At 72.4% G+C, this 11200-nt stretch carries 13 protein-coding genes; 7 read left to right on the forward strand and 6 right to left on the reverse strand.

What is annotated here, in order from left to right; genetic code table 11:
• Nucleotides 1-108: 108 nt before the first annotated feature.
• The 3 genes from K4G59_RS06320 to K4G59_RS06330 are packed head-to-tail and all read right to left on the reverse strand — an operon-like array spanning nucleotide 109 to nucleotide 3321.
• Nucleotides 109-915, reverse strand: coding sequence for an acyl-CoA thioesterase (locus K4G59_RS06320; RefSeq protein ID WP_231250107.1), 807 nt, complete (start codon nucleotides 913-915; stop codon nucleotides 109-111).
• A gap of 25 nt (nucleotides 916-940) precedes the next feature.
• Complete coding sequence (locus K4G59_RS06325) at nucleotides 941-2005, reverse strand: glycoside hydrolase family 43 protein (RefSeq protein WP_231250108.1); 1065 nt, start codon at nucleotides 2003-2005, stop codon at nucleotides 941-943.
• A 29-nt stretch (nucleotides 2006-2034) separates the two neighbouring features.
• Nucleotides 2035-3321: a cytochrome P450 gene (locus tag K4G59_RS06330; protein ID WP_231250109.1), complete on the reverse strand. Its 1287-nt coding sequence runs from the start codon at nucleotides 3319-3321 to the stop codon at nucleotides 2035-2037.
• Between the two features lie 52 nt (nucleotides 3322-3373).
• On the opposite strand from K4G59_RS06330, the gene K4G59_RS06335 reads away from it, so the two are divergent.
• From K4G59_RS06335 to K4G59_RS06360, 6 genes are all read left to right on the forward strand, one after another.
• Entirely contained in the window at nucleotides 3374-3721 is a 348-nt protein-coding gene (locus K4G59_RS06335) for a DUF3054 domain-containing protein (protein ID WP_231250110.1), read from the forward strand.
• A gap of 37 nt (nucleotides 3722-3758) precedes the next feature.
• Nucleotides 3759-4661 (forward strand): carbohydrate kinase family protein, encoded by a 903-nt coding sequence (locus tag K4G59_RS06340; RefSeq protein WP_231250111.1) that lies wholly within the window; start codon nucleotides 3759-3761, stop codon nucleotides 4659-4661.
• Entirely contained in the window at nucleotides 4658-5563 is a 906-nt protein-coding gene (locus K4G59_RS06345) for a pseudouridine-5'-phosphate glycosidase (RefSeq protein WP_231250112.1), read from the forward strand. The genes K4G59_RS06340 and K4G59_RS06345 overlap by 4 nt, the downstream gene beginning before the upstream one ends.
• A 127-nt stretch (nucleotides 5564-5690) precedes the next feature.
• Nucleotides 5691-6605: a YihY/virulence factor BrkB family protein gene (locus tag K4G59_RS06350; RefSeq protein WP_231250113.1), complete on the forward strand. Its 915-nt coding sequence runs from the start codon at nucleotides 5691-5693 to the stop codon at nucleotides 6603-6605.
• Between the two features lie 66 nt (nucleotides 6606-6671).
• A complete protein-coding gene (locus K4G59_RS06355) occupies nucleotides 6672-7088 on the forward strand; it encodes a VOC family protein (protein WP_231250114.1) in 417 nt (138 codons plus the stop codon).
• Nucleotides 7085-7654 (forward strand): GNAT family N-acetyltransferase, encoded by a 570-nt coding sequence (locus K4G59_RS06360; protein ID WP_231250115.1) that lies wholly within the window; start codon nucleotides 7085-7087, stop codon nucleotides 7652-7654. The genes K4G59_RS06355 and K4G59_RS06360 overlap by 4 nt, the downstream gene beginning before the upstream one ends.
• Here K4G59_RS06360 and K4G59_RS06365 read toward each other — a convergent pair.
• Complete coding sequence (locus K4G59_RS06365; protein WP_231250116.1) at nucleotides 7640-8488, reverse strand: alpha/beta fold hydrolase; 849 nt, start codon at nucleotides 8486-8488, stop codon at nucleotides 7640-7642. The genes K4G59_RS06360 and K4G59_RS06365 overlap by 15 nt on opposite strands.
• 101 nt (nucleotides 8489-8589) lie before the next feature.
• Nucleotides 8590-10197 (reverse strand): Na+/H+ antiporter NhaC family protein, encoded by a 1608-nt coding sequence (locus tag K4G59_RS06370; protein ID WP_231250117.1) that lies wholly within the window; start codon nucleotides 10195-10197, stop codon nucleotides 8590-8592.
• Between the two features lie 209 nt (nucleotides 10198-10406).
• Here K4G59_RS06370 and K4G59_RS06375 point away from each other — a divergent pair, with 209 nt between their 5' ends.
• Nucleotides 10407-10835: a VOC family protein gene (locus K4G59_RS06375; protein WP_231250118.1), complete on the forward strand. Its 429-nt coding sequence runs from the start codon at nucleotides 10407-10409 to the stop codon at nucleotides 10833-10835.
• 233 nt (nucleotides 10836-11068) lie between these two features.
• Here the strand turns inward: K4G59_RS06375 and K4G59_RS06380 are convergent.
• On the reverse strand, nucleotides 11069-11200 hold a 132-nt coding region (locus tag K4G59_RS06380), incomplete at its 5' end, for an integrase core domain-containing protein (RefSeq protein WP_231250136.1).

Below are 11200 nucleotides of genomic sequence, written 5' to 3' on the forward strand. Positions count from 1 at the left end.
ACGATGGCGGCAAGCCCCATTCGCGGGATCCCGCGGCGCGTGGTCCTGACCGCGACACGCCCGGGATACGGGTTGAGTCTCTGGGCGACTCAACCGCAAGTGCGCAGGTCAGCCGCGTGGCTGCATCGCCAGCTGGCGGCTCTGGGCGACCAGTCGACCGGCTGAGTCCCAGACCTCGCAGTCCTCCTCGAACATGCCGCCGGCGACGTTGCGGGTCCGGTGCGAGACCCGGAGCCACCCCGGCGTCGGGACGGCACGGACGTGGACGGTGAGCTCGAGCGTCGGCGCCCAGCCCGGCCGCCCCAGGTCGAAGGTGACCGGCGGCAGCGCGTCGCACACCATGAGCAGGCCGACCGGGTCGACGTCGTGGCCGTCGACCATCCGGAACCAGGCCTGGATGTGCCCGCGACCGCTGGGGGCACCCATGGCCCAGCCGATGCAGGCCGGGTCGAAGCGCATGTCGAAGCGCTCCATCACCGGAGCCACCCGACGTGTCTCCTCCGGTGCGAGCGAGCCGGCCACGCAGTCCTCGAGCGGCGGCAGCTGCGGGGGCTCGGCCGTGGTGGCGACGTCGTCCGGCATGGCGCGCAGGTCGCCGTACGTCGCCAGGACGCGGATGCGGGCGACCCCGTCCTGAGCGAGCTCGGCCGACACCGTCGCCACCGAGCCGCCCTCGCGCAGCACCTCCGTCGAGACCTGCGCCGGTCCCGGCCGCGCGGCAGACAGGTAGTAGGCGCTCACCGCGAGCGGGTGCGGTCTGGCCGGCACCGCCTCCGCGATCGCCGTGCCGACCACGCCGAGGAGGTAGCCACCGTTGACGCCACCACCGACGACCCACCCGGGGTCGAGCTCGACGGCGTGGGTGCCGTCGGCGGTCGCGGTCAGGGCGGTGTGGGTGTCCCACTCGGAGGCCATGGCCCGAGCCTAGGTCGAGGGAGCCTCAACGCGCGCGGAGCCACCCCGCGACCACGGGCAGCCCGCTGACCCAGTCGAGGCGGGCGGCGTACATCGACCGGCGGCCGCGCTGGCGCGGCTTGTGGTCCCACTTGCCGGTGCCGGCGCACGGAAGCGTGGTGCCACGGCAGGTCCAGCCGTGCAGGAAGGCGAGCGTGCGCCCGTCGGGCGTCTCGACCAGGTCTGCGCCGCCGGGGCCGCACAGGCCCGTGGTCGCGGTGTCGAGCAGGGTCCCGCTCTCCGCGAGCGTCCAGTCGAGCAGCGCGGTCGAGCGCAGCCAGCGAGTGCGGTAGCCACACCGGGTCCAGTCGCCCTCCGAAGCCAGCAGCACGTAGCCCTCGGGGCGCGGCGTGAGCACCGGGTTCTCGATGACTCCGGCGGAGCGCACCAGCTCGACGCTCGTCGCCCCGGCGCCCACCGACTGCCCGTCGCGCGTCAGCGCCACGATCCGCAGCGTGGAGGGGATCCGGTCGGTCTTGTAGAGCAGGTACGCCGTCCCGTCGACGTCGCGGAAGAAGGACGGGTCGATCACGCCCGCGCGCGGCAGCGTGGGGTCGCGCGGCAGCAACGGGTCCTGGGCGGTCGGCGTGCCGGCGTACGACGGGCAGACGAGCGGTGCGCGGCCGACCGGGCGGAACGGCCCACGGGCCGAGCGCGAGCGGGCCACTCCGATGCAGCGCCCGTGCTCGCCCATCCCCTTCACCGGGGTGGCGTAGTAGAGCAGCCAGCGACCACGCACGCGGGCCACGTCGACGGCCCAGATGCCGCCGTCGCGCGACCACGAGGGACGGTGGGACAGCAGGCTGCCGCCGCGCCGCCACGGTCCGTCGGCACTGCGCGACCACGCGTGCGGCACGCGATCGCCGGTGGCGTACGCCACCAGCCCGCCGGGCGCGGACACGACCGCGGGGTCCGGGAAGTCGAGGTCGAGGACCGGTCGGGGCACGCGGTCGGCGGCGAGCGCCGGTCCGGGAAGGGACAACAGCCCGACGGAAAGCAGACCAGCGGTCAGCAGCAGCACGAGCAGGCGCGCTGCTCCCCGGATCGGCACCGGGGGAACCTACCCCGTCGGGTGGTCCCTCAGGGGCGCAACGTGGCAGGAAGGGTCTCGAAGCCGCGCAGGATGCGGGTCTCGCGGCGTCGCGCCCCCGGCTCGAGGCGCAGGTCGGGGAAGCGCCGCCAGATCGCCCGCAGCCCCACCTCCCCCTCCAGGCGAGCCAGCTGCGCGCCGAGGCAGTGGTGGCGGCCGGCGGAGAAGGCGATGTGCTCGCGTGCGTTGGCCCGCGCGACGTCGAAGCGGGTCGGGTCCTCGAAGACGTCGGGGTCGCGGTTGGCGCCGGCGAGGATCGCGGTGACCATCGTCCCGGCACGCACCGGCTGCCCGGCCACCTCGGTGTCGCGCACCGCCATCCGGCCCGTCAGCAGCACCGGCGGGTCCAGGCGCAGGGCCTCCTCGACGACGTTGGTCCACAGCGGCGGGTCGGCGACCACCCGCGCGCGCTCGTCGGGGTGGTCGTGGAGCAGCGCGATGCCGTTGCCCAGCAGGTTGACCGTGGTCTCGAAGCCCGCGGCGAGGACGAGGCCCGCCGTGGCCTTGAGCTCGGTCTCGCTCAGCCCGGCACCGTCGTCGCGTACGGCGACCAGCTGGCTGAGCAGGTCGTCGCCGGGGTGGCGGCGCAGGTGGTCGAGGTGGTGGCCGAGCCAGGCGTCGAACTCCGCCAGCGCCCGCGACACCGAGCGGTAGCGCCGCAGTCCGAGTCCCAGGTCCAGGCTGGGCGCCGCGGCCGAGCCGAAGTCCAGGACGCGGGCGCGGTCGCGCTCGGGCACCCCGAGCACCTCCGCGATGACGGTGACCGGCAGCTGCGCGCAGTAGGCCCCGACGAGGTCCACCGCGCCGCCCGCGCGCGGCTCCAGGGCGTCGAGCAGGTCGGCGGCGATCTCCTCGGTGCGCTCGCGCAGTCGCTCGACGGCGCGCATGGTGAAGACCCGCGTCACGAGCCTGCGGTAGCGGGTGTGGTCGGGCGGCTCGGTGACCAGCAACGACGGTGGCTCGACCGGGTGCAGGGTGGTCGGCGCCGCCCACCGCGAGATCCGCCCCATCGGCCCCTGCGAGGTCGGCAGGCCGGTGCGGAAGTCGTCGCTGGTGAGCACGTGGCGCACCGCGGCGTGGCTCGTGGCGACGTGGCCGATCCGCGAGCGGTAGATCGGGCCGCGGGAGCGGATCGCCTCGACGAGGCCGAAGACGTCGTCAGTGCCGAGCGAGCCGACGCGGATGAGCTGCGCCTGGAGGTCGCCCCGGTCGGCGGCACGGCGCAGCAGCAGCGTCGGCAGGCCGTGCGCCACACCCCAGTGGACCGCCGACCTCATGCGCCCCACCTCATCCGCTGAGACTATCCGCGCCCTGCCTAGGCTGGCTCGCATGTGGCTGCTGATCGACCTCCTGCTCGTCGGCGTCTTCGCGGTCGTCGGCCGGCTCAGCCACTACGGCACCCTCACCGTGGGCGGCTGGTGGTCGACAGCCTGGCCCTTCCTCGTGGGCGCGCTGCTCGCCCGGGCGCTCCTGGCCGCGGCCCGTCGCCCACCTGCTGCGGTCACCTCCGGTGTGGTGGTCTGGCTCGGTGCGCTCGTCGGCGGCATGGTGCTGCGGCAGGTCGCGGGGCAGGGCACGGCGACGGCCTTCGTGGTCGTCGCGACCCTCGTCCTGGGCGCACTGCTGGTCCTGCCCAGGGGTGTCCTCGCCAGTGTCGGTGCACGCGCCCGACGCTGACGCCCGCCCCACGGCCGCGTCTGTCAGGATCGGCGGCGTGAAGCAGTGGGTGGTGGTCGTCGGCGGCACCAACATGGACGTCGTCGCGCGGACGTCCGCCCCGCTCGTCGCCGCGACCAGCAACCCGGGCCGCACGCGCATCTCGCCGGGCGGCGTCGGGCGCAACATCGCCGCCTGCCTCGGTCTGCTCGGCGCGCCGGTGCGGCTTGTCTCGGCGGTCGGCGACGACGCCTTCGGCGACGAGGCGCTGCGGGTCACCGCGGCATGCGGCGCGGACGTGTCCGCCGTACGCCGCGTGCCGGGCGCGACCGGCACCTACACCGCGGTCCTCGACGACCGCGGCGAGCTGGTGGCCGCGGTGTCCGACATGGCGGTGGTCGACGAGCTGGTCCTCGAGACCGTCCACCTCACCGACGCGGCACTGGTCGTCCTGGACGGCAACCTCGCGCACGCCCAGGCCGCGCGCGTGGTCGCGGCCGCCGCGCGGGCAGGGGTGCCGCTGGCCTTCGAGCCGGTCTCGGTCGCCAAGGCCGCCCGACTGGCCGACCTGGTGCACGACCTCTTCCTCGTCACGCCCAACGCCGACGAGCTCGCGGCGCTGACCGGGCGCCCGACCGCCGACTGGCACTCCTCGGTCGCCGATCTCCATTCCCGCGGCGTCGAGCACGTGTGGGTCCGCCACGGGGCAGACGGCTCGTGGATGTGCAGCCGCGGCACCGAACCGGTGCACCTGGCCGCCGTCCCGGCCGAGGTCGTCGACGTCACCGGCGCCGGTGATGCGATGCTCGCCGCCTGGGTCGCGGCGTGGCTGCGCGGCGACGACCCCGTCGAGTCGGCGCGCGACGGCCACCGGGCCGCTGCCGCCACCATCGGGAGCCCCCACACCGTCCGGCCGGACCTGGCCGCAGCCATGCACCACCACACGAGGGAGCACCGTTGAACCTGACCGTCACCGACGAGGTCCGCGACGCGCTCGCGTCCGGGCAGCCCGTCGTCGCGCTGGAGAGCACGATCATCAGCCACGGCATGCCCTACCCGCAGAACGTCGAGATGGCGCGCACCGTCGAGGGCATCGTCCGCGAGGCCGGCGCCGTTCCCGCGACGATCGCGGTCCTGCGCGGCCGGCCCACCATCGGGCTCTCGGCCGACGACCTCGAGCTCCTCGCCTCCGACGACTCGGTCATCAAGGTCTCCATCCGCGACCTGCCCTACGTCGTCTCGCAGGGCCTGCACGGCGCGACGACCGTCGCCTCGACGATGCGGCTGGCCGCCCTGGCCGGCATCGGCGTCTTCGTCACCGGCGGGCTCGGCGGCGTGCACCGCGGCGCGGAGACGACGTACGACGTCTCGGCCGACCTCACCGAGCTGTCCACCACGTCGGTGGCCGTGGTGTGCGCCGGAGTGAAGAGCATCCTCGACATCGGCCTGACGCTGGAGAAGCTCGAGACCCTCGGCGTGCCGGTGGTCGGCTACGGCACCGACGACTTCCCGTCCTTCTTCTCCCGCTGGTCGGGGTTCGCCGCGCCCATGCGCCTCGACTCACCCGCCGACGTCGCTGCGCTGATGCGCGCCAAGTGGGACCTCGGGCTGGCCGGCGGCGTCGTCGTCGCCAACCCGATCCCGGAGGAGTCGGAGATCCCGGCCGAGGAGATCGGCGTGATCATCGACCGCGCGCTCGCCGACATGGACGCCCTCGGCATCCGCGGCAAGGACGCGACGCCCTACCTGCTCGGACGGATCGTCGAGATCACCGAGGGTGGCTCGCTGACGGCCAACATCGCGCTCGTGGAGCACAACGCGCGCCTCGGCGCGGCCATCGCGACGGCGTACGCCCGCCCCTGACCCGCCTCGCCCGTGCCGCCGCCCCGGCGGATGTGTCACTTCGATGACGACTTCGACCAAGCCGCGTCGCCACCCAGCTGAGCGGGTAAGGGTGGACCACCAGCCCGTCGCACCGCCGGAGGCACGCATGCCTGAGTCGACACGCCCCGACAAGGGTGGCGAGCACCGGCGGCGGACAGGACCGCGCTACCCCACGGGGATCCCCCGCGAGGGCTGGACGCAGGTGGCTCGGCGCGTGTGGCAGGAGGCAGGCGCCGACCAGGTACCGCTGATGGCTGCCGGAGTGGCCTTCTGGGCCTTCATCTCGCTGTTCCCCGCGATGGTCGCGGCCGTGTCGGTCTACGGGCTCCTGGCCGACGCCTCCACCGTGACGCGCCAGGCCGAGGCCGTCGCCGCCGCGCTGCCGCAGGACGCCGCTGCGCTCGTGGTGAGCCAGATGGAGGCCATCAGCGCCGAGTCGCGCGACGCGCTCAGCCTGTCGCTCGCGCTCTCGGTCCTGCTCTCGCTCTGGTCCTCCTCCGCCGCGGTCAGCAACCTGATGACGGCCGTCAACGCCGCCTACGACGAGGAGGAGACCAGGAGCTACGTCCGGCGCAAGGGCCTTGCGCTGCTGCTGAGCCTCGGCGCCATCGTGTTCGTGCTGGTCGCGATCGGACTGATCGCGGTCGCGCCGGTCCTGCTGGACACCTTTGCCTCGCCCGGGACGACCCGCACGATGCTCGACGTCGGTCGCTGGGTCGGACTCGTCCTGGCGGTGCTCACCGGCACGGCAGTCGTCTACACCGTGGCTCCCGACCGCGACGCGCCACGGCTCGCGTGGGTGTCCGTCGGCTCCGTCGTCGCCACCGCGACGTGGATGCTGGCCTCGCTCGGGTTCTCGCTGTACGTCGACAACCTCGGACGCTACAGCTCGACGTACGGCTCCCTGGCCGGGGTCGCCGTCCTGATGCTCTGGTTCTGGATCACCGCGTTGGTCGTCCTGGTGGGCGCCGAGGTCAACGCCGAGGCGGAGAAGGAGACGGACCGCGACACGACGTGGTGAGCGCGACCCGCTCAGCAGGCTCGCGGGTGGGCACCCGACCAGTGTGCGCCGTGCTTGGATCGGCGCATGGCCTCCCGACTGACCGAGATCTCCCTCGACTGCCACGACCCCGACCGGCTCGCCGACTTCTGGACCGCGGCCCTCGACTGGGTGGTGCTCGACCGCGAGCCCGGGCTGGTGGAGATCGGTCCGGCCCGCGCGAGCGACCAGGCCCTGCTCGACGCCGTACGCAGCGGGCCGGTGCCGCCGACGATGTTCCTCGCCGCGGTCGCAGAGGACAAGGTGGTCAAGAACCGGATGCACCTCGACCTCTCCCCCGTCGACCGCTCGCGCGACGAGGAGGTCGAGCGCCTGCTCGCAGTGGGCGCCACGCACGTCGATGTCGGGCAGACCGGCGAGGAGACCTGGGTGGTGCTGGCCGACCCGGAGGGCAACGAGTTCTGCGTGCTGCGCAGCCTGGCCCCCGGGCACTTCGCGCTGTGAGTCCCCTCGCCGTGTCGCTGCCGATCGCGACCGAGAGGCTGCTCCTGCGCCCGCACCGGTCGGAGGACCTCGGCGACCTCGTCGTCTTCCACAGCGACCCCGAGGCCGTGCGCCACATCCCGTGGCCGGTGCGCGACCGCGCGGCCACCGAGGAGACGCTGGCGGTGAAGCTCGACCAGGCCGAGCTGCGCGAGCCCGGCCAGTGGCTGGTGCTCGCCGTCGAGCTCCGCGAGACCGGCCGCGTGATCGGCGAGGTGCTGCTCAAGTGGGCCTCCGAGCGCCAGGGCGAGCTCGGTTTCGCCTTCGCCCGCGACGTCCACGGCCGGGGGTACGCCGCCGAGGCCGCGACCGCGGTCCTCGACCTCGCCTTCGACGGGCTGGGGTTCCACCGGGTCAGCGCCGTCGTGATCGACGGCAACGACATGTCCGCCCGCCTGCTCGGTCGCCTCGGGTTCCGACAGGAGGCGCGGCTCGTCGACGGCGTGCACTTCAAGGGCGCGTGGGCCACCCAGCTGGTCTTCGCCCTCCTCGAGGACGAGTGGCGCGAACCCTCAGCCGTCGGCTGACATGAACTCCCGCAGCACCCGCGCGAACCGGTCGGGGTCGTCGAGGTGGGGAAAGTGCCCGGCGCCCTCGAACAGCTCGACCCGGCACTCCGGCAGCGCACGCTGGGCGCTGAGTGCGTGCCACGCGGGGATCATCCGGTCCTTCGAGCCCCACACGATCAGCGTCGGCGGCGCCGTCACGGCACCGAGGTGGTCATGGGCGCTGATGCTCTGCCCACCGAAATCGATGACAGAGCGGGTCGTGGCCAGGAACGCGCGGCGGCTCCGACGGTCGCCGAGGGACGTGAAGCCACGCCAGATCGCCCCCATGTCGGCGCCCGGTTTCCAGCCGACCTTCTGCGCACCGCGGCCCACCGCCTCCACCTTGTCGAGCACCGGCGCCGACGCGATCACGCTCAGCACCTGCTCGGCGCCGGGGAGGGTGGCCGATCGCAGCACGAGGTTGACCTCACGCCCGAGGCCCCCGCTCGAGACGAGCACCATGCGGTCCACCCGCTCGGGGAAGAGGTAGTAGAACTGCATCGCGATCCCGCCGCCGAGCGAGTGCCCGACGAGGGTGACACGGTCGATGCCGAGGTGGTCGAGCAGGTCGCGCAAGGTGGCGGCGTGCGAGCTCAACGAGTAGTCGCCGGTCGGCTTCGCCGAGGCCCCGTGGCCGAAGAGGTCCGGCACCACCACGCGGTGGTCCTCGTCGACCTCGTCGACCAGGTGGGCCCACTGACCCTGGGAGCCGAGGATCCCGTGGATGAAGAGGACCGCTGGACCCTCGCCGCTGTCGACGTACGAGAGCTCGTGGCCGTGGAGCACGACCGTGTCCGGCGCCAGTCGGGTCATCGTCGGGGTCCTTGCCGTCGGGGGGGTGGTTACCCAACGGTAGCCCGGGAAGGATCCCGGTCAGGAACGACGGCCGTGCCGGTCGTCCACGCAGGAACGGATCAGTCCGTCCCGGTGCCCTGTCGCTCGGGCCGGTGCGCGTCGTCGACCACCGGCCCCCACACCCGGATGGCGAGGAGGGCCAGCGCGCCCGTGCCCACCAGCGTGACCGCCAGACCAAGCGTGACCGAGCCGCCGAGGGCCACCACCACGTAGCCCACCGTCGAGGCGACGACCGCCGTGACCATGTAGGGCAGCTGGGTCGTGACGTGGGTGATCACGTTGCACCCGGCCCCGGTCGCGCTGAGGATCGTCGTGTCGGAGATCGGCGAGGCGTGGTCCCCCGCGACGGCTCCGGCCAGGACCGCACCGAGCGCGGGCAGCAGCAGCTCGGGTGCGTCGAGGGAGTTGATGATGCCGCCGGCCAGCGGGATGAGCAGGCCGAAGGAGCCCCAGGAGGTGCCCGTCGCGAACGCCATGGCGGCGGCGAGCAGGAACACGATCGGCACCAGCCAGGACGGGGACAGCGACGAGCTCTCGATGAGGTCCGCGAGGTACTCCCCGGTGCCCACGGCCTCGATCAGCGAGCCGAGCATCCAGGCAAGGATGAGGATGCTGACCGCGGGCAGCATCGACTTCACGCCCTCGAGCCATCCCCGGCCGAAGGTGCTGTAGCCGAACTTGGGGTTCTCCGAGGTGTCGCGGGCGTAGTAGTACACCGCCGCGAGCAAACCGAACAGACCGCCGACGATCAGCGCGAACGTGACGTCGGTCGAGGCGAGGATGTCGACCACCGACCACGAGCCGGCAGCCCGCTGGCCGGTCCACACGATGCCGCCGAGCACGCCGAGCACCAGCATCGCGAACGGCACGAGGAGCGCGTTCTTGGCGCCGGGACGGTGCACCGGGAGGTCCTCGGCGAGCTGGCCGGGGATCTCGTCGCTGCCGTCGAAGCACTCGCCCTCGAGGATCGCGCGCCGCTCCTCGCCGCGCATCGGGCCGAGGTCGAGCTGCATGACGGCCACGAAGGCGACCAGCAGCAGCGCCGCGAACGCGTAGTAGTTGGCCCAGGCCGCCTGCAGGAACGCACCGATGTCGCTGAGGTCCAACGACGAGGCCGCGACCTCGGTGCCGATCAGGCCGAGGATGAAGGCCCCCCAGCTCGAGAACGGCACCAGCACGGCGACCGGCGCGGAGGTGGAGTCGACCAGGTAGGCCAGCTTGGCCCGCGACACCCGGTGGGCGTCGGTCACCGGACGGCTGACCTGGCCGACGGCCAGTGCGTTGAAGTAGTCGTCGACGAAGATCGCCATGCCCAGCCCAGCCGGGAGCATCGTCGCCCCGCGGCGGGTCTTGATCTTCGTCTGCGCCCACTCGGCGAAGGCGTGCGTGCCGCCCGACATCATGATGAAGGCCGTGATCACGCCGAGCATGAGGGTGAAGATGAGGATGTAGACCTTCGTCGTGTTGACCGCTCCGTCCACCCAGAAGATCTCGCCGAACGCTCCGAGGACCTGCTGGAGCGAGCCCCAGGGCGAGAACCCCTCGATGAGCAGCGCCGCGACCACGACCCCGAGGCCGAGGCTGAGCAGCACCTTGCGGGTGGCCACCACCAGCCCGATGGCGAGCAGCGGTGGTAGCAGGGTCAGGATCGGGTAGCTGTCGACCATGCCGACTCCTCTGCGGACGGTGGGCACGACACTAGACCCGAACCCCGATTCGCGGCACCCGCTCCCTCGCCCAGAGGCGGATCCGGTGCAGATCAGCCACGGAACGCGGGCCCTGACCGGGATCGGTCGGTGACGCCGTCGCGTGTCACTCCTCAGAAGGCCGGTCCGGCGCGGTTGACATGCGTGACCCCGGTAGCGACAGTTGCCGGATGTCGGACTTCGAGGAGTTGCCCGCGGTCGCCGCCGCCCCCACCGGCCTCCCCGGAAGCCTGGAGCTCGGTGCCTTCTCGGTTTCCCTGAGCGTGGCGGACCTGGACTCGTCACGTGCGTTCTACGAGAAGCTGGGTTTCGAGGTGACCGGCGGTTCGGCCGAGCACAACTACCTCATCCTCAAGAACGGTGAGACCACGATCGGTCTGTTCCACGGGATGTTCGAGGGCAACGTCCTCACCTTCAATCCGGGCCTCACCAACCGGATGGAGAGACTGGAGTCGTATGCGGACGTCCGCACGATCCAGGCATCTCTCGAGGAGGAGGGTGTCGCCCTGCAAACCCGCGCCGAGGGCGAGTCCGGTCCGGCGTCGATCACACTCACCGACCCCGACGGCAATGCGGTGCTCATCGACCAGTTCTTCTGATCAGACCCGCAGGCCGGGGGTTGAACCAGGTGGTTACCTGAGCGACCCGTTCAGGTCGATCCCCGTGAACACCCGTGCGGACATGGTGCGGGCCCAGCCGGAAGAGGGCCTCTGACCTGGGCAAGACGCTGCTCGTGAGCCGTTGGCAGCCGTTGGTCAGGAACGGGCTCCGCGTGACTTCTTGCGGACTATTTGCGGACCGCCGGACGGTCAAGGCTGGTCCGAGCCCCGACCTAGATGTGATCTCCAGCCAGGTTGTCCAACCGGGTGATGGGTGGTTGGCCACCGAGGGCTGAGTGGGGCCGGTGGTGGTTGTACTGATGAAGCCATCCTGACAGTGCTCCTCGACGGACGTCTTCTGAGGT

The sequence above is a fragment of the Nocardioides furvisabuli genome (assembly GCF_021083185.1).
Classification (GTDB): domain Bacteria; phylum Actinomycetota; class Actinomycetes; order Propionibacteriales; family Nocardioidaceae; genus Nocardioides; species Nocardioides furvisabuli.